This is a genomic window from Marinobacter azerbaijanicus, assembly GCF_030250645.1.
Classification (GTDB): domain Bacteria; phylum Pseudomonadota; class Gammaproteobacteria; order Pseudomonadales; family Oleiphilaceae; genus Marinobacter; species Marinobacter azerbaijanicus.
On the sequence record NZ_JASSVS010000005.1, the window covers coordinates 301139 to 319332 of the forward strand.

The window sequence follows — 18194 nt, forward strand, 5'->3', positions numbered from 1 at the left end:
GAGAATTCATGCAGGCAGAGCTGATCGAAATACGTAACCATCTCGCCCAGCACGCTCCATTCGACGAGATGCCGGAAGAGACCCTGGACAAAGTCGTCTCAAGCATCGAAATCGCCTATTTCCGCGCAGGCGCGGAAATCCTCAAATTCGGCGAACGCAATGCCTACCTGCACTACATCCGCAGTGGCGCCGTCGAGATGTATCGTCGTTCGGGAGAGCTCTACAATCGTCTTGGTGAAGGCGAGATTTTCGGTCAGTATGGCCTGCTGATGAGTAAAACGGTGCGATTTCCGGTCAAGGCGATCGAAGATTCCCTGATATACCTGATTCCTGAAGAAATCTTTCAGTACCTTTGGGAAAATGACGATAACTTTACCGATTTTGTGGAGGTTGAGGACCGCTCCCGCCTGCGTTCGGCACTGTCCCGGCGGGAAAAATCCAACCAGCCCATGACCGCCCGGGTAACCCGGCTGATTTCCCGCGAGCCGGTTACTGCCCCCAATACTGTTCGCTTGCAGGAAGCCGCCCGCATCATGACAGAGCAGGGTGTCTCAGCATTGCTGCTGATGGACGAAAGCAGTGACCAACCCAGACTTTCAGGCATTATCACAGACCGCGACCTTCGCACCCGCGCGCTCAGCGAAGCCCTGCCCTCTGAAACGCCCATCAGCGACATCATGACAGACGGCCTGATTACCACCACCACTAATGCGTTCATCTTCGAAGCGATGCTGACCATGCTGCACAATAATGTGCACCATCTTCCGGTGATGGAAAACGATCGTGTCAGGGGTGTCATTGCACTGTCCGATATCGTCAAACATGAATCCCAGAGCAGTCTGTACCTGGTCAGCAACATTTACCACCAACAGGACGTCAAGGGGCTGAAGCAGCTGAGCAAAGAGGTGCCCAACACCTTTGTACGCATGGTCAATGAGGACGCCAATTCCCATATGATTGGCAGCGCCATGGCCGGCATCGGCCGCAGCTTCAGTCAACGGTTACTGGAGCTGGGAGAGGAAAAGCTGGGGCCGCCCCCGGTGCCTTACTGTTTCATGGCGCTCGGCTCCATGGCCCGGGACGAGCAACTGGTGGTGACTGATCAGGACAACGCCATGGTGCTGGACGATAGCTTCGACCCGGCGCAACACGATGAATACTTCCTGGCCCTGGCGAAGTTTGTCAGTGACGGCCTGGCGGCATGCGGGTATGCCTACTGCACCGGCGACATCATGGCCACCAACCAGAAATGGCGCCAGCCTCTGAAAGTCTGGAAAGAGTACTTTGCCGACTGGATAGAAAACCCCAAGGCCGAAGCCCTGCTGAACAGCAATATTTTCTTTGACCTGGATGGCATCCACGGTCGCACCGATTACACCGAAGAGCTCAAGGGCTTCATCGCCGGGAAAGCCAGTAACAGCCAGCGATTCCTGGCGATGCTGGCACGCAACGCCCTCAACCGGACGCCGCCCCTGGGCTTTTTCCGCACCTTTGTCATGGAGGAAAGCGGCAAGCAGGCCAAGACCTTCAACCTGAAACGTCGCGGAACGGCTCCCGTTTCCGACCTGATCCGCGTACATGCCCTGGCCTGTGGATCGAAAGCCCAGAACACTTTCAATCGCCTCAAAGCCATCGGTGAAACCAAGCTGATCCCGGAGGACGGTGTTGATAACCTGCGGGACGCTTTCGAATTTATTGCTATTGTAAGAATTCGTCATCAGGCCCTGGCAATAGAGGCGGGGCGGGAACCAGACAACAACGTCCGGCCCGAGGATCTGTCCCCGTTCGAGCGCAGCCATCTGAAAGACGCCTTCCAGGTAGTGAGCCAGGCCCAGAAATTCCTCAGATTCCGCTACAACGCACAGGTGGGCCGGAATGTCGGGTGATCAGAAAGCGACCACCACCGATGCCCGGACGGACACCCTATCCTGGCCTGACCGTTTTCGGCAGCTTGCGCAGCAGGCCCGGGACACGCGGCTGAAAGCCTTCTATGAAGCCGGCTGCGTCGCCCCTGAAACGCCCGTAAAAGACGTTCCTTTCGTGGCCCTGGATTTCGAGACCACCGGCCTGGATCCCAACCAGCATTCCATTGTGAGCATCGGCTTAGTGCCATTTACCCTGGATAGGATACAACTGGGAGGTTCCAGGCATTGGCTGGTCAAGCCGCAACTGCCGCTGCACCAGACATCCATTACTGTGCACGGCATTACCCACACGGATATCTACGAGGCCCCGGACCTGGCAGAAGTTCTGGATGATATCCTGGCCAGCCTGGCCGGTCGCATTCCGGTGGTTCACTATCGAAACATCGAAAGGCCGTTCCTTAACGTGGCCGTGAAGTGGCGAACCGGAGAGGAAATCTGGTTTCCGGTAATAGACACCATGGCGATCGAGGCCCACCTGCACCCCAACCGACAACCGAACTGGTGGCAGAAGCTCAGGGGGCAGCAGCCAGTATCCATTCGCCTCGCCGACAGCCGGCTCAGGTATGGCTTGCCGCACTACCCGCCCCACAATGCACTAGTGGACGCGCTGGCGAGTGCCGAGTTACTCATGGCCCAGGTTCAACATCACTTTTCACCAGAGACCCCCATTGGTGATCTCTGGCTGTAAAAGGCCCGGCGTTAGTTGGAAGCGGTGCGACCGGCTTCCTCCACTTCACTGATCAATGCGCCATAGCCCTCTTTCTCCATGTCCTCCAGCGGAATGAACTTCAGCGCCGCGGAGTTCATGCAATAACGCAGGCCGGTGGGGGCGGGTCCGTCGTTGAACACGTGCCCCAGGTGGGAATCCGCATAGCGACTGCGGATTTCGGTCCGTTTCATAAAGAAGCCGTTATCTTCTTTCTCTACCACCATATCCGGGCTGATAGGCCTGGTGAAACTGGGCCAGCCAGTTCCGGAGTCGTACTTGTCACGGGATGAAAACAGCGGCTCTCCGGAGACAACATCCACATAGATACCGGGCCTCTTCTCATCGAAGTACTCATTCCGGAAGGCAGGCTCTGTGCCATCTTCCTGAGTGACGTAGTACTGCTCTTCCGTCAGGCGGGCCTTGAGCGTCTTGTCGTCGGGCTTTTCGAACGTCTGCGGATCAAATGCCTCAACCCTGCTCAGGTCCAGGCCGGACTCCCCGCCCCCGGTCTGGCCTGAATTACTGCTGTTATCCGCGCCGTTCTCTTGTGGGCGGTATTGGGAATAATCCACTTTTTCGTCCTCGCCCCAGACCTCCTCGATAAACTGGTAACGGCCAGAGTTGAAGGTGTAAATCTTGTACCTTATCGGATTCTTCCTGTAATAATCCTGATGGTACTCCTCGGCCTCGTAGAAGGCCTCGAAGGGCACAATCTCAATCTTCACCGGATTGTCATAGCGGCCTGATTCTTCAAGCGCTTTTACCGATGCCTCGGCAGCCCGCTTCTGCTCTTCGTTGTGATAGAAAATGGCGGGCCGATACTGTTTACCCCGGTCTACATACTGGCCGTTCACGTCAGTGGGGTTCGCAGTACGCCACAGCGCCTGAAGCAGGCCTTCATAGGTAATCACATCCGGGTCGTAATAGACCTGAACCGCCTCGGTGTGGCCAGTACGCCCGCCGGCAACCTGCTGGTAGGTGGGATCTTTCTCGTCACCACCACTGTAACCAGACACCGCCTCGACAACGCCCGGCACTTTTTCCTCATAAGCTTCTTCCACGCACCAGAAACACCCACCGGCGAACGTGGCAACGGCCAGATCCGGATCATCGGGAGCGTATTTCGAGTCCACCTCATCGGAAGCGCCAACCTGGAACACGGCCAGTGCGATGGCGGCCGCCATGGAGACAGGTAACAGATACCGTTTCATAACCTTAACCTCTTGCCCTTTGAATACTGTGACCAGTTTGCACGGAATTCGTCACAGCACTTTCTCCAGTTTATTACGTTTGTATAACGCCGGAGAGATCACTACGGATGCTGTCAGCACCGGCACCGGCACATAACCCGGGCCGGAGCATAGGCTCTGGCGCCACTCGGAGATGTCCGGTTAATTCATGGAATCCGACTTGCCCATGCCATCGTCCTTCATATCATCGTGCATGGCCTTGTCGTCTTTCATGTCCATTCCGTCGTCCTTCATCTTCATGCTGTCCCCAGCCATGCCGTCGTTTTTCATACCATGGTCCATGGAGTCGGACATGTCATCCTTCTTCATGTCTTTCTGATCCATGGACTGTTCCATGCCGTCATCCATCATGCCATCGTCGGATGCCATTTCATCCGCGTGGACGGCACTGGCCATCAGACCGAACAGGCACATTGCTGCAATTGTAGTGAACTTTTTCATAGCGATTTCTCCCCAAGGGTTTCAGCCTGCCGGACTGGCAGGTTCGGAACCATCCTGAGTGCGCGCCATCACGGGATAATCACAAAGCGTTAAAGAGTGTATAGCGAAAAGTTCACAAATCTGTCACGGGTGGATCCAGTAACCGCCGGGCTTTGTGACGGTTTTCGATCAGCCGAACGGACGGAAAACCGTCCGGCAACAGCTCTGGGCATCACGGTCGGCTAATGATGCCGCTATCTCCAGATACGCTCGTTTAGAATCAGGCCTGAAAAGGCCTGCTCCAGGGTAGATTTTGCCAAGCAGAGTGTCCAGAAAGCTTTGGCTGCTCGCTGGTGGGGCAGGATTGTTCAGGAAGAGGTAATGTTCTTCGCTTCATCAAAAACGCGGGCTGATCGAGTCAGCCCGCTCTCAGCCTTGCCTCACTTCACAGGAAGCAAGGGGCACTGGAAGTACACTGGTGGGCCATCTGGAAATGATCCCGGAGTAATGACCAAGTGGCCCAAGTTTTTATGCTCCTGGATGTCCTCATAGGAGGTCAGGACCGGCACGATGCCATGATCCATAAACGCGAATCTGGTCCATTCCACGGTATGAGTGAACCAGCGTCCCCCGTTATAGGCCGGATTACCAGGCGCTGCTTCGGAGACTGGCAACTGACCTTCCGGGTTATTGGAATTTGTCACCACGTAGAGGGCGTCAAAGGACTGAACGTTGTTGTCCGTGGGGGCCGGCAGGGTGGTGGTGCCCTTGGTGCCCCAAAGTTCGCCATCACCCCAAAGGGCGGGCATGAAATTCGGCTTACCGGGGTCGGCATGAGCCAAACTGGTGAGAAGAAAACTTCCTAGTAAAAGCAAAGCGATACGTGACATGGTGGATCCTCCTTGGCAGTACGGTTGTTGCTTTTTGCACTCTAGCCCGCAGGATTTCCAACGGGCTAGGTGTAGCATCTACCACCCCCAAAGAGGGTTCTTCACATAACGATAACGAAATGATCAGCATTTCATAAAGACTTTGGTACTTGCGGCACACGAGCCCGGAAAAGGAGATAATGGACAATCAGGACACCACCTGTTCCATCCAGGCCGGAAACCGCTCATATTGGGGATTTGATTTTGCCAACACATGGATTCCAGCCGGGTTAATCAGCGTTTCCTTATGTTATTCTGTTCTTGAAACTCCCTCATTCCCTCTGAGCCAAGGCCATCTGCCCATTTATTGAGTGTCCTGCGTTGACCAATAAAATCATAAAGCGGCACCCCATATCCGCATGATGCCAGCACCATATCTACAGAAAGGTCATGGATTTGTCGCGCACCAGGCGTATCAGATTACAACAGGCTTTTGATGCTCCGGTGCTCTTGCCCCTCGACTCTTTGCCCTCGCTGGAGAAGATTCTGGATCTCCTGTTCGAAGAAGCCTTTGCCGAGCGCTGCGGCCAGCAGACGGCTCTCGATCGACTTTGCGAATTGGTTATCATCCAGCTAGTTCGCCACCTGATGGATCATAAGGGGGTTGATATAGGGTTACTGGCGGGATTAGCGGATCCAAGGCTGGCAGAAAAGGCCGGGATGTCCCGAGCCCGACTTTTCAGCCAGCGGAAAATCCAGGTTACACCAGGTGTTCACGCACAACTCCGACTCATCGTGACGGTCGAAGAACTCGGCGACCAGGCACCTTACACAGTCGAAGCCAATGACATATGACGGGCCTTCTACGTCCTCCCACAGATAACCGGGTTCGCCGAACGGAAAGGAGCGAAAGAGGTCGGTGGCGATACGCAGGCGCTTGGCATGCAGCATCAACTCGCCGGGGAATACAAACCCGTATTTGTAGCCGGCGCGCATCCCCTCAACCCAATCCAGGGTCAACACGCGTACACTCGTCTGCTCCCAGTGAACCGCCGGCAGCCGGCGTGGAGACAGGTAACAGATACCGTTTCATAACCTTAACCTCTTGCCCTTTGAATACCGTGACCAGTTTGCACGGCATTCGTCACAGCGATTTCTCCCATTTATTGCGTTTGTATAACGCCGGAGAGATCATCAAGGATGCAGGCTGTTCAGCCTGCAGGCTTTACCGGTAATCGTATACAGAAGCATGCGCCACCGGCGTTCAGGTTTTCAACATTGATATCACCACCCTGGAGGGTCATGATCCTGCGGGCGATGGCCAGCCCGAGACCAGCATGAGGTTCTGACCCGCCAGAGGATTCACCCCGGTAGAACGGATCAAAGATATGGGGAAGGTCCGGCTCCGGAATGCCCGGGCCGCTGTCCCGCACGCAGACTTCTGGCAGGCCGTCAGCTTGTCTGATCGCCACCTCGATACGACCACCAGAAGGGCTGTACGCAATGGCATTGCCAATCAGGTTATCCAGCACCCGCTCGGTCATGGCCAGGTCCGCGTAGGCCAGCGGCTGGTCGGGGTCACCTTTGACGGTCAGCTCAATCCGCCGGTTCCCGGCTTCCGGCCCATGTTTCTGAACCACATCATGTACCAGCTCCGCCAGGGGAAACGGCTCTGGTACCGGTTGCTTTTCCCTGGCCTCCAACGCTGCCAGCTCGAACAGTTCATCCACCAGGCGGTTCAGACGTCGACCTTCCTTGAGTGCAATGTCGAGAAAGCGGTCCTGCTCTTCCGGGCTCAGACGATCCCGTCGCAGTTTCAGGCTTTCAATGTAACCCTGCATGGACGCCAGTGGCGTGCGCAGATCGTGGGATACCTGAGCAACCAGTTGGCGGCGCTGGGCGTCCTTTTCCGTCAGTTGTTCAATCTGGGACGCAATCCGGCTCGCCATGTCATCAAAGGTGGCACCCAGGTAGTCAATCTCATCGCGGACCACAGGCCGCATGCCACGCCAGGTGCTGGCAGGTTGACGACTCATGTCGCTGTGTTCGAAGTCCTCCACCAGCCGGGTCAGCAAGGTAAGCCGGCGGGTCAGAAGCCGGAATACCGCCAGCCCCGCAATCATCACCACCGCCAGGCTGACAATCAGGGCCCAGGCACTCAGCTCCAGTAGTTGGCCGCCCCGGGCCATGGTTTCTGCAGCGTCGTATTCCTCGCCCCGCAGCACCACGTAGAGATAACCCTCCGGGTTGTCCGCCGATGGTACGGGGGTCACGGAAAAGACCTTCTGCCGGTCGTGGCTGCGCGGGTCATCGCCCAGTACGGGGTAGCGGCTCATGTCGTCCATCAGCCGCTTTATGGGCTCCAGCGACACCTGCTTGCGCTTGATTTTCGCCGGGTCCGCGGAGTACGAGAGGATGGTGCCGTCCAGATCCAGCAGGTAGATTTCGATACTGGGGTTGATGGTCATGTACAGCGCGAAGAGTTCCTTCAGGGCGCTGCGATCAAGCTCCCCTCCGCTGACCAGGTTCCTGTCCGCCACCAGGTTTTTCGCCAGGTCACGGTGCAGCTCCTGATTCACTGAAGCGTTGTACTCCCGCAGCGAATAGAGACTGATAAAGGTGTAAAGCACACCAACGGCCAATAACAGCAGGAACAGGCCAAGAGCCAGCCGTGTGTAGAGTGTCTTCACCATGAATCAGTCCCGAAAGCGATAACCCACCCCCCATACAGTCTCGATAAACTCGGGCCGGGCCGGGTCCCTCTCAATCTTGCCCCTGAGGCGGTTGATGTGGGTATTAACGGTATGCTCATAGCCTTCATGGTTATAGCCCCAGACCTTGTCCAGCAACTGGGCACGGCTGAACACTCGGCCCGGGTGATTGGCAAAGTACCAGAGCAGGTCGAATTCCCTGGCCGTCAGCTCCACCTCCTGCTCCCGTACAAATACCCGGCGGCGGGCCGGGTCAATGCGCAGGCCATCAGTAGTTAGCTCGCCATTCACTTCGGTAGCGTCAGCATCTGCAGCCTGTGCCACTGCCATGGCATCCACCCTGCGAAACAGGGCTTTCACCCTTGCCGACAGTTCAGCCACGCTGAAGGGCTTGGTGAGATAGTCGTCCGCACCCATCTCCAGGCCCAGGACCCGGTCCAGCTCCGTGCTTTTCGCTGTCAGCATCAACACCGGCACGTAACCCGGGCCGGACCGGATCTCGCGACACACAGAGAGACCGTCGACTCCAGGTAACATCAGGTCGAGCACAACCAGATCAATATCCCCCTCACGAAACCGCTCAAGGCCGGTATCGCCCCGGTCACACAGAATAGGGGTCAATCCCAGGTCAGCCACGTGCATCTGCACAAGCTCGCCAATTCCCGGGTTGTCCTCAATAATCAGTACGTTTCGTGTCATTGCTTTCAGACTCTGGCCAACAGGAAAATCACAGTCTCTTGATAGCAGTGTATAGTGGAAAGTTCACAAATCTGTCACGGAAGGGCTGAATGGCAGCAGACGTAATCACAACCAGGGCGACACCTGCGGACGTTATCCGCCGTGCCCGCCGGCTTTGGCTGAAGGGGGAGCGAATTCACCTGGCTTCGCTGTCTGAAGAACTCAGCATCGGGCGGGCCACTCTCTTTCGCTGGATTGGCAACAAGGACCTGCTCATGGGGGAGGTCTTCTGGTCGCTCTATGATTCCCTGCGCCAGGATGCCATCAGCCAGACGCCAGGACAGGGTGTGGATTATGTCGTGGGCGTGTTTCGCCACATCAATTCGGTGCTTCTGCATTCCGAACCCTTGCGGCGTTTCGTCCATGACGATCCGGAATACGCCCTCAGGATCCTGACGTCGTCCCAATCCACTTTTCATAGCCGCACCATTGAGGCGAATACCCGGATACTGAAAGAGCAGGTGGATGCTGGCTTCATCCACCCGCCAATGAACCTGGAAAGCCTGTCCTATTTCATGGTGCGGCTGGCAGAATCCTGCCTGTACAGCGACATCATCTGCGGGCGCGAGCCCCGTGATGAGGAGCTGGAGGACGCCTGTACTGCTGTTCGTATTCTGCTTGGTGGAAAGGTCTGAATCTGGGGGCTACCCCCACCCCGGGACCGACCGGACTTCCGAGTGATTCTGTCGGATTACGCTTCGCTAATCCGACCTACGGGGCGCATGAGGAGTTTATCCTGTAGGTCGGATTAGCGAAGCGTAATCCGACACCCAGCTACTGCCCCATCACAACTGCAACGACCGGACCTCCAGAAACTCCTCCAGTCCCCACTTGCCAAACTCACGGCCGACACCGGAATGGCCAAACCCGCCGAACGGCGCCATGGGATTGAAATCTCCGCCATTGACGAACACCTGTCCGGTACGCAGCTTTCCGGCCACTTTCTTGGCGTGGGCGTCATCTCCGGACCAGACAGCGCCTGACAGGCCATACGCAGTACCGTTGGCAATTTCGATAGCCTCAGCTTCATCCTCATAGGGAATGACACAGAGCACCGGCCCGAAAATTTCTTCCTGGGCGATGCGGCTGTCCGGCTTGACGTTGCCGAAAACGGTGGCTTTGACAAAATAGCCGTGGGCGCAGCCTTCTGGCGATTCCGGGCCACCGGCAATCAGGGTCGCGCCGTCCTGAATACCAAGCTTGATATAGTCAATCACCCGGTCCCGTTGTTGCGCTGAGGCCAGCGGGCCCAGGCGCGTGCTTTCCTCCAGGGGGTTACCCGGGGTCATTTTCGCCACGGCATTGGCCGCCAGCTCGCAGGCTTCGTCGTGCTTTTGGGCGGGCACCAGCATTCGCGTCAGCGCGGTGCAGGTCTGGCCCGAATTCAGCAGGCAGTTGTTGACTGTTCCCTTCACCGCTTTGGCCAGATCCGCATCCGCCAGGATGACCGAAGCGGACTTGCCCCCCATCTCCAGGGCGTAGCGCTTGAAGTCATCGGCTGCGGCATGGGCGATCAGGCTGCCGGTGCGGGTGGAGCCGGTGAAGGACACCATGTTTACGTCGGGGTGCTTGACCAGGGTATCGCCTACGGTATGCCCTTCTCCACACACCATGTTGAACACGCCCTTGGGCAGATCGGTGCCGTCGAGGATATCCGCCAGGATATAGGCGCTCTGGGGTGCGATTTCAGACGGCTTGAGTACCAGGGTGCAGCCAGCGGCAATGGCTGGAACCACCTTGAGGATTACCTGGTGCAGGGGGTAGTTCCAGGGAGTTATGCAACCCACCACGCCCACTGGCGTGTATTGCACCTCGGAATTACCCACCTGTTCGCTGAATGGGAAATCCGGCAACAGTTTCAGGTAGCTCTTGGTGATAGCGGCGGGCATCCCGGCCTGAATGGCGGTTGCCAGTTTAATGGGCATGCCCACTTCCCGGCAGATGGTTTCAGCAATCTCGCCTGCTCGCTCTTTCAGGCCGGCATGAAGCTGTTCCAGAACGTGAATGCGTTTTTCCAGTGTGCTTTCGGACCAGCTTTCGAAGGCGTTGTCTGCCGCAGCGATGGCTTTTTCCATCTCCTCACGACCGGAAGCGGGGACCCTGGCGATAACGTCGCCGGTGGCGGCTTCGTGGACATCAATGGTCTCGCCATTCCAGTCCTGCCACTGGCCGTTGATGTAGTTCTTGCTGAGGTTGTTCATGGTTCTGCTCCTGAATCAGTCGAAAACGATCACGCCACGGGCGTTCTTGCCAGCCAACATATCATCGAACGCCTGTGGCGCGTCATCAATGTGGTAGGTGCGGGTGACAAGTTCATCGAGCTTGAGTTTGCCAGCCCTGTACAGTCCGAGGATACGGGGAAAATCGTACTGCGGCCGCGCAGAGCCCAGCCAGCTACCCTTGAGAGTTTTCTCATCGGCGGGCAGGGTCAGGGTGGTGATGGAGGTTTTGTCCTTCGGGTCCGACACCCCCACCACCACCGCGGTACCACCACGGCCAAGGCACTTGTAGGCCTGCTCAACGACCGGGCCCGCACCCACACATTCGAAGGCATAGTCGACGCCGCCGGTGAGCTTTTTCACGGCTCTGGCGCCATCCTCCACCTCGTTGATATTAATGGTGTGCGTGGCGCCGAATTCCCTGGCCATCTGGAGTTTTTTCTCGTTGTTATCCACCGCAACGATCATTTCCGCACCTGCGGCAACACAGCCCTGGATAGCGTTCAGCCCGACACCACCAATGCCGAAGACGGCGGTGCGGGAACCCGGCTCGACTTTCGCGGTGTTGAACACAGCACCGACGCCGGTCATGACAGCACAGCCTACCAGAGCAGCGTTCTGCATGGGTACGGACTCATCCACCTTGACGCAGTTGTCCACGTGCATGGTGGCGTATTCGGCCATTACGCCGCAGGCGCCGAAAACATTGAGATCCTCGCCATCCGCGCCCTTGGTGCGAACAGTGCCATCCGGCAAGGTAAACATCGCCTTACGTGCGTTTTCACAGAGCACCGGGCGGCCACGTACGCATTGGCGGCACTTGCCGCACATGGAGATGAAGGAACTGACGACGTGGTCGCCCTCCTTGAAAGCGGTGACACCCTCGCCCACTTCGATGACGACGCCGGCGGCTTCGTGGCCAAGGACCAGGGGCGCGGGGTAGGGGATCTTGCCGGTGGTGGCGGAATGGTCGCTGTGGCAGACGCCGCAGGCAGCGATCTTTACGGTTATTTCGTCCCGCTTGGGGCCTTCCACGGTGATGGTTTCCACCTGAACGGGTTGACCCCATTCGCGGCAGACGACTGCCTTTGCCTTTCTGTCCATTTTGTTTGACTCCTTGGTTTACGTAGCCTTGTTGTTTTGGGGCTGGCCGCGAGGTGAGGTACCCCACCCCGCAGCCGTTCTGACAATGTTGGCTTTGTCGGATTACGGCTGCGCCTAATCCGACCTACATGGGGTACCTCACAAGCAACCGTAGGTCGGATTAGCGAAGCGTAATCCGACAAACAAACCCTCTGCTAGAACTCGGAATCCAGCATACCCAACGTCGTGGTATCCACAGCACTCAACAGCTCCGCCAGACTGACAACCTTCGGCAACTCATACCTGGCAAAATACTCACAGGCTTTCACCTTACCCTCGTAGAATTCCGCTGTCTGCTCACCTTTTCCTTCCAGCCCGGCAATGGCCTTGATGGCCTGGCGCAGCCAGAGCCAGCCGACAACGGTGTGACCAAAGGCCTCCAGGTAGAGCGAGGCATTAGCCAGAGCTTTTTCGACGTTACCGTTGGCTTTTTCCGCGTTGGTCGCATCCGTGGCTGCGGCCATGGCTGCCACTGCGCGGTTCAGTTGATCGGCGCAGATTGCCAGTCGTTCGTTCCCGTGGGCTTCGGCGATGGTGGCATTCATACGGTCCATAAGCCCCCGATAAAACTTACCCCCGTCCATGGAGACCTTGCGGCCCAGAAGATCGATTCCCTGGATGCCGTGGGTGCCTTCATGGATCGGGTTCAGGCGGTTATCACGGTAGAACTGTTCAACCGGATACTCGCGGGTGTAGCCGTAGCCGCCGTGTACCTGGATCGCGAGACTGTTGGCTTCCAGGCAGAATTGGGAGGGCCAGGATTTGATGACCGGGGTGAGCAGATCCAGCAGGCCAGCGGCCAGCTGGCGTTGCTCGTCGGTGGCTCCGTGCTTTTTCTCGTCCACCAGCATGGCCCCCTGCAGACACAGGGCCAGCCCCCCTTCCACGTAAGCTTTCTGGGCCAGCAGCATGCGGCGGATATCGGCATGACGGATCAGCGGGACTTGCGGCGTGCCGGGGTCTTTCTCGCCAACGGGACGACCCTGTTTGCGCTCGCGGGCGTAGTCCAGCGCGTGCAGATAGCCGGTATAACCCAGCATGACCGAGCCCAGACCGACGCCGATGCGAGCTTCATTCATCATATGGAACATCGCCGCCAGGCCGTTGTTGGGCTCGCCTACCAGATAGCCCACAGCACCGTCTTTCTCGCCGAAATTGAGCATGGTGGATGTCGTGCCGCGATAGCCCATTTTGTGAATCAGACCTGCCAGCGCCACATCGTTACGCTCACCCAGGCTGCCGTCCTCGTTAACCAGGACCTTGGGCACAATAAACAGGGAAATGCCTTTCACCCCGGCAGGGGCGTCTGGCAAGCGGGCAAGTACCATGTGGATGATATTGTCGCTCAGCTCGTGATCACCTGCAGAAATATAGATCTTGTTGCCGAACAGGCGATAGCTGCCATCGTCCTGAGGCTCCGCCCGGGTGCGCAGATCGCCCAGGGACGATCCGGCCTGGGGCTCCGTCAGACACATGGTGCCGAAGAAGCGGCCGGCCATCATCGGCTCGGCGTACTTTTTCTGCTGATGCTCGTTGCCCTGGGCCACAATCAGATTCGCCGCCGCAATCGTCAGCCCGGCGTAGCCCTGGGTACCCACGTTCGCACCCTTGAGCATGCCTACGCACATCTGGGCCACCGCGGTGGGAAGCTGCATGCCGCCACGTTCATAGTCCTGACCGGCGGCCATCAGGCCGGTTTCCCGCAGAACACCCAGGGCCTTTTTGACTTCCGGGCGCATTGTTACGCGACCGTTCTCGAACCGGGGTTCTTCTTCGTCGACCAGTCTTGCGTGAGGTGCAAACTCTTCTGACGCAACCTTTAGGGCCAGTTCAAGTGCAGCCTGGAGCGTTTCCCGGTTGTGCTCCGAATAGCGCTCGTAGCCCAGGACCTGTTCGACGTCGTGGAGTTCGAAGAGCTGGAAGGCAAGGTCCTGGGTGTTGATGATTTTTTGTTGCATGGCCTCGTTACCTTTGGCATGGATTAGCACGGTAGCCTGCTAGCCTCGAGTCTGGTCCTGCGGTGGGGGTACCTTTTCTTCTGGGAAAAGAACTCGCTTTGCTCAGACACCTTTTCCCGTCAGAAAAGGTACCCCCACCACATGACCGGCCTGGCTGCACAGTTATATCCGGTTTATATAAACTTGCATCCATCGCTGATCAGTTCTATGGGTCGTAGGTCGGGTTAGCCAACGGCGTAACCCGACAGTCGGATTACGCTTCGCTAATCCGACCTACGTGGTAATGGGACGACGTGGCGATAACCGTGCCGTCCGGACGGGCCCGGGGTGGGGTGTCTTTTCTGCCGGGAAAAAGATGTCTGAGCGCAGCGAGTTATTTTTCCCATAAGAAAAGACACCCCGCCGCGGGCCCAGCCCCCAAACCAACAAGCCAACGGAGTTAAACCACTTCAAACAGGCCAGCGGCCCCCTGGCCACCACCGATGCACATGGTTACGACAACGTACTTGGCACCACGGCGTTTGCCTTCGATCAGGGCATGGCCCGTCAGGCGGGAACCCGTGACACCGTATGGATGGCCAATGGAGATGGAGCCACCGTTCACATTCAGTTTTTCCATCGGGATACCCAGACGATCACGGCAGTAGACCACCTGGGAAGCGAAGGCTTCGTTCAGTTCCCACAGGTCGATGTCATCCATTTTCAAACCGGTGCGTTCCAGCAGGCGTGGAATCGCGAAAACCGGGCCTATGCCCATTTCGTCCGGCTCGCAGCCAGCAACCGCGAAGCCACGGAAGATGCCCATGGGTTCGATGTTGTTTTTCTCGGCGTATGTGGAGTTCATCACCGTGCACACGGATGCACCGTCCGAGAGCTGGGACGCGTTGCCGGCGGTGACAAACTGATCATCTCCACGCACCGGATTCAGCCCTTGCAGGCCTTCCAGTGTGGTGTTCGGGCGATTGCACTCATCACGGGCCAGAGTGACATCCTTATAACTGATGTCCCCGGTTTCCTTGTCCTTCACCATCATAGTGGCGTCGAAGGGCACAATCTCATCGTCGAATTTGCCAGCTTCCTGAGCGGCCGCGGTGCGCTGCTGGGAAATCAGCGCGTACTCGTCCTGGGACTCGCGGCTGATGCCATAACGTTGGGCAACAATATCGGCCGTTTCAATCATTGCCAGGTACAACTCAGGCTTGTTCTTCATCAGCCAGTCGTTGGTGGCGTGAAAGCTGTTGAGCTTGTCGTTCTGCACCATGGAAATGGATTCGACACCACCGGCCACCATGGCCGGCACTTTCTCTGACACCACCCGTTGAGCGGCAATAGCAATGGACTGAAGACCGGAGCTGCAGAACCGGTTGATGGAAAGGCCAGCAGTCGTCACCGGCAGACCGGCACGAATCGCCGCCAGGCGAGCGATGTTCTTGCCCTGGGCGCCTTCGTGGAAGGTTGCGCCGAGGATCACGTCTTCAACAACATTCGGGTCGATACCCGCACGCTCAACCGCGTGCCGGATCACATGACCGGCCAGATCCACAGAATGGGTGTTGTTCAAAGCGCCACGGTAGGATTTACCGAGGCCCGTGCGTGCTGTGGAGACAATAACGGCATCAGACATAACAATATCCTTAGTAATCGGTGTACACGTAGGTCGGATTAGGCGAAGCCGTAATCCGACACAGGGTTGGGCGTTTCGACGACGTTGTCGGATTACGCTTCGCTAATCCGACCTACAAGAGCAAGGGGTCAAGCCTCCAGAGTAAGGTCGGTCGTGGGGAAGGGTGCCTTTTCTTCTGGGAAAAAGATGTCTGAGCGCAGCGAGTTATTTTTCCCAGAAGAAAAGGCACCCCTCCCCATGACCAGCCCCCACACCAGCAGGCTAGTCCTTAAAGATCCCCGAACTTCCGACCTTCACCAACCAGCTTCTCCAGCAACCCAGCCGGCTTCCACTGCTCGCCACCCACTGTGTCATGGAAGTTCTTCACCGTCGCCAGAATGGTATCCAGCCCGATCTCATCCGCCCAGAACATCGGGCCACCCCGGTAAGCCGGGAAGCCGTAGCCGTAGATCCACACTACATCGATATCCAGAGGCCGGTCGGCGATACCTTCTTCCAGAATCTTCGCGCCCTCATTGACCATCACGTACATGCACCGCTCCAGAATTTCCTGGTCAGTAATCTCTCGGGGCTTAATACCCTGCTCCTGACGGAAACTGGCAATGATCTCGTCCACTTCCGGGTCGGGAATCGGCTTGCGATTACCTTCCTCGTATTTGTACACACCCGCCCCGGTCTTCTGCCCAAGACGACCCTGCTCCGCCAGCTTGTCCAGCCAGCTTGCAGGCACATCCTCACCAGCCTTGCGGCGTTCCTGACGGATGCTATAGCCAATATCGATGCCGGCCAGATCCGACATGGCGAACTGCCCCATCGGAAAGCCGAGATCGGTCAGTACCCTGTCCACCTGCTGCGGAGTTGCGCCTTCATTGACCAGCGCCATGGCCTCGGCACCACGCTTGTGCAGCATGCGATTGCCAACAAAGCCATAGCAGTTACCCACCATGACCCCGACCTTGCGGATTTTCCTCGCCAGTGCCATGGCGGTTGCCTTGACCTCGTCAGAGGTTTTCTCGCCGCGCACGATTTCCAGCAGCTTCATCACGTTGGCGGGGCTGAAGAAGTGAAGCCCGATCACGTCCTGCGGGCGACTGGTTGCCGCCGCAATGTCATCAATACTCAACGTGGAGGTGTTGGAAGCCAGGATCGCGCCCGGCTTACAGGCTTCGTCCAACTGACCGAAGATTTTCTTCTTCAGGTCCATACTCTCGAACACCGCCTCAATCACCAGATCCGCATCACTGAAATCGTCATAGGTCAGGGTGCCACTGATCAGGCTCATGCGCTCCTCAACCTGGGCCTGGGTGATGCGGCCTTTCTTTGCGGAGTTCTCGTAGTTTCTGCGAATCACCGCCAGGCCCTTGTCCAGCGCCTCCTGTTTGACTTCGGCAATCGTCACAGGAATACCGGCATTGGCGAAGTTCATGGCGATACCACCACCCATGGTGCCGGCGCCAATCACACCCACTTTGCGGATCTCACGGACCGGCGTGTCTTTGGCCAGGCCTTTTACCTTGGCCACCTCACGCTCGGCAAAGAACGCGTGGATCAGCCCGCTACGCTGGGGCGATTCCATACACTCCATAAACAGTTCCCGCTCACGCTTCATGCCTTCGTCAAACGGCAGGTTGAAAGCAGCTTCTACCGCGTCCACACATTTGAACGGAGAAAACAGGCCCCGGGCTTTCTTCTGCAGACTGGCGCGAAACTGGTCGAATACGTCACTGTCTTTGTCCGCTTCAACCCTGTCGGTCAGGTCACGTACCCGGCGGACCGGCCTGCCTTCATCGGCAACCGTCTGCGCGTATGCCAGACCAACCGATTTGATATCCTCGCTGTCTTCAACAGCGTCCAGAATACCCGCTTCGAAGGCGTCCTGGGCCTCCACAAACTCGCCGGTGGTAATCATTTCAAGGGCTTTCCGTGCCCCGGTCAGGCGCGGCAGACGCTGGGTGCCACCGGCCCCGGGCAACAGGCCCAGCTTCACTTCCGGCAGACCAACCCTGGCGCTGCTCAGCGCCACCCGGTAGTGGCAGCCGAGAGCAGTTTCCAGACCACCTCCCAGAGCAGTACCGTGAATAGCGGCCACAACCGGCTTGTCGCAGTTTTCAAAGTGATCGACCACCGCCGCCAGTCCCGGCTCATGCATTGGCTTTCCGAATTCCCTGATATCGGCGCCGGCAATAAAGGTGCGACCTTCGCAGACCAGCAACAGTACTTTGGCGTCAGCGTCTTTCTGGCCCTGCTCCAGCGCAGAGACCAGGCCGGAACGAACCGCATGGCCGAGAGCGTTCACCGGCGGGTAGTTCACGGTGATCACCCCAACGGTGCCTTCCCGGTTGTAAGTTACGACCTCAGACATAATTTCTCCTCGCCTTATATGGAATATGGTTTTAACTAGCGAAACATAGGAACGATTTAATACAAGTTGCCGGCAGGTTTCAACCATCAATTAAAATGCAGGCACAAAAAAACCCAGGACGAATCCTGGGTTTTCTACAAAAGCTTGGAGCAGGGTCCGGGCAGGGATCTCCCTCCGAAACACGCTGTGAATACCTCCCTGTACCGCTCGGCTCCGCCATCCATGGCTCCGCACGGTTTCGGAGGGAGATCCCCGCCCGGACCCCA

General features: G+C 57.5%; 14 protein-coding genes. 4 read left to right on the plus strand and 10 right to left on the minus strand.

Translation table 11 applies throughout. The features are described from left to right. Positions 1-8: 8 nt before the first annotated feature. A complete protein-coding gene (locus tag QPM17_RS12315) occupies positions 9-1886 on the plus strand; it encodes a putative nucleotidyltransferase substrate binding domain-containing protein (RefSeq protein WP_285391056.1) in 1878 nt (625 codons plus the stop codon). Beyond that, positions 1876-2613, plus strand: coding sequence for a 3'-5' exonuclease (locus QPM17_RS12320; protein WP_285391057.1), 738 nt, complete (start codon positions 1876-1878; stop codon positions 2611-2613). Before QPM17_RS12315 ends, QPM17_RS12320 begins: the two co-directional genes overlap by 11 nt. Before the next feature lie 11 nt (positions 2614-2624). Here the strand turns inward: QPM17_RS12320 and msrB are convergent, their stop codons facing one another. The 3 genes from msrB to QPM17_RS12335 form a co-directional block, all read right to left on the minus strand. Then, positions 2625-3845 carry a peptide-methionine (R)-S-oxide reductase MsrB gene (gene msrB, locus QPM17_RS12325; RefSeq protein ID WP_285391058.1) on the minus strand — a complete coding sequence of 407 codons (1221 nt, stop codon included), beginning with the start codon at positions 3843-3845 and terminating at the stop codon, positions 2625-2627. 180 nt (positions 3846-4025) lie between these two features. Next, positions 4026-4325 (minus strand): hypothetical protein, encoded by a 300-nt coding sequence (locus QPM17_RS12330; protein WP_285391059.1) that lies wholly within the window; start codon positions 4323-4325, stop codon positions 4026-4028. 419 nt (positions 4326-4744) lie between these two features. Further along, the gene (locus QPM17_RS12335) at positions 4745-5194 is read right to left on the minus strand and encodes a hypothetical protein (protein ID WP_285391060.1); all 450 of its coding nucleotides are present in this window, start codon (positions 5192-5194) and stop codon (positions 4745-4747) included. A 429-nt stretch (positions 5195-5623) separates the two neighbouring features. On the opposite strand from QPM17_RS12335, the gene QPM17_RS12340 reads away from it, so the two are divergent. After that, a complete protein-coding gene (locus QPM17_RS12340; protein ID WP_285391061.1) occupies positions 5624-6028 on the plus strand; it encodes a cupin domain-containing protein in 405 nt (134 codons plus the stop codon). A 356-nt stretch (positions 6029-6384) separates the two neighbouring features. On the opposite strand, the gene QPM17_RS12345 is transcribed toward QPM17_RS12340, so the two are convergent. Then, positions 6385-7866 carry a sensor histidine kinase gene (locus tag QPM17_RS12345; protein WP_285391062.1) on the minus strand — a complete coding sequence of 494 codons (1482 nt, stop codon included), beginning with the start codon at positions 7864-7866 and terminating at the stop codon, positions 6385-6387. Positions 7867-7869: 3 nt separating this feature from the next. Continuing rightward, a complete protein-coding gene (locus tag QPM17_RS12350) occupies positions 7870-8583 on the minus strand; it encodes a response regulator transcription factor (protein WP_285391063.1) in 714 nt (237 codons plus the stop codon). Between the two features lie 89 nt (positions 8584-8672). On the opposite strand from QPM17_RS12350, the gene QPM17_RS12355 reads away from it, so the two are divergent. Then, a complete protein-coding gene (locus QPM17_RS12355; RefSeq protein WP_285391064.1) occupies positions 8673-9257 on the plus strand; it encodes a QsdR family transcriptional regulator in 585 nt (194 codons plus the stop codon). A gap of 150 nt (positions 9258-9407) precedes the next feature. Here the strand turns inward: QPM17_RS12355 and QPM17_RS12360 are convergent, their stop codons facing one another. The 5 genes from QPM17_RS12360 to QPM17_RS12380 all read right to left on the minus strand — a co-directional run bounded on the left by QPM17_RS12360 (position 9408) and on the right by QPM17_RS12380 (position 17928). Continuing rightward, on the minus strand, positions 9408-10823 hold the full coding sequence (locus QPM17_RS12360) for an aldehyde dehydrogenase family protein (protein WP_285391065.1): 1416 nt from the start codon (positions 10821-10823) through the stop codon (positions 9408-9410). 15 nt (positions 10824-10838) lie between these two features. Beyond that, positions 10839-11945 (minus strand): Zn-dependent alcohol dehydrogenase, encoded by a 1107-nt coding sequence (locus tag QPM17_RS12365; RefSeq protein WP_285391066.1) that lies wholly within the window; start codon positions 11943-11945, stop codon positions 10839-10841. A 194-nt stretch (positions 11946-12139) separates the two neighbouring features. Continuing rightward, entirely contained in the window at positions 12140-13942 is a 1803-nt protein-coding gene (locus tag QPM17_RS12370; RefSeq protein ID WP_285391067.1) for an acyl-CoA dehydrogenase family protein, read from the minus strand. A gap of 439 nt (positions 13943-14381) precedes the next feature. Next, a complete protein-coding gene (locus QPM17_RS12375) occupies positions 14382-15566 on the minus strand; it encodes an acetyl-CoA C-acyltransferase (protein WP_285391068.1) in 1185 nt (394 codons plus the stop codon). Between the two features lie 268 nt (positions 15567-15834). Continuing rightward, entirely contained in the window at positions 15835-17928 is a 2094-nt protein-coding gene (locus QPM17_RS12380; RefSeq protein WP_285391069.1) for a 3-hydroxyacyl-CoA dehydrogenase NAD-binding domain-containing protein, read from the minus strand. Positions 17929-18194: the final 266 nt, after the last annotated feature.

Bases quoted from the DNA above. Each gene is read 5' to 3' on its own strand.
- QPM17_RS12315 (WP_285391056.1), top strand. From the start codon at position 9: ATGCAGGCAGAGCTGATCGAAATACGTAACCATCTCGCCCAGCACGCT.
- QPM17_RS12320 (WP_285391057.1), top strand. From the start codon at position 1,876: ATGTCGGGTGATCAGAAAGCGACCACCACCGATGCCCGGACGGACACC.
- msrB (WP_285391058.1), bottom strand. From the start codon at position 3,845: ATGAAACGGTATCTGTTACCTGTCTCCATGGCGGCCGCCATCGCACTG.
- QPM17_RS12330 (WP_285391059.1), bottom strand. From the start codon at position 4,325: ATGAAAAAGTTCACTACAATTGCAGCAATGTGCCTGTTCGGTCTGATG.
- QPM17_RS12335 (WP_285391060.1), bottom strand. From the start codon at position 5,194: ATGTCACGTATCGCTTTGCTTTTACTAGGAAGTTTTCTTCTCACCAGT.
- QPM17_RS12340 (WP_285391061.1), top strand. From the start codon at position 5,624: ATGGATTTGTCGCGCACCAGGCGTATCAGATTACAACAGGCTTTTGAT.
- QPM17_RS12345 (WP_285391062.1), bottom strand. From the start codon at position 7,866: ATGGTGAAGACACTCTACACACGGCTGGCTCTTGGCCTGTTCCTGCTG.
- QPM17_RS12350 (WP_285391063.1), bottom strand. From the start codon at position 8,583: ATGACACGAAACGTACTGATTATTGAGGACAACCCGGGAATTGGCGAG.
- QPM17_RS12355 (WP_285391064.1), top strand. From the start codon at position 8,673: ATGGCAGCAGACGTAATCACAACCAGGGCGACACCTGCGGACGTTATC.
- QPM17_RS12360 (WP_285391065.1), bottom strand. From the start codon at position 10,823: ATGAACAACCTCAGCAAGAACTACATCAACGGCCAGTGGCAGGACTGG.
- QPM17_RS12365 (WP_285391066.1), bottom strand. From the start codon at position 11,945: ATGGACAGAAAGGCAAAGGCAGTCGTCTGCCGCGAATGGGGTCAACCC.
- QPM17_RS12370 (WP_285391067.1), bottom strand. From the start codon at position 13,942: ATGCAACAAAAAATCATCAACACCCAGGACCTTGCCTTCCAGCTCTTC.
- QPM17_RS12375 (WP_285391068.1), bottom strand. From the start codon at position 15,566: ATGTCTGATGCCGTTATTGTCTCCACAGCACGCACGGGCCTCGGTAAA.
- QPM17_RS12380 (WP_285391069.1), bottom strand. From the start codon at position 17,928: ATGTCTGAGGTCGTAACTTACAACCGGGAAGGCACCGTTGGGGTGATC.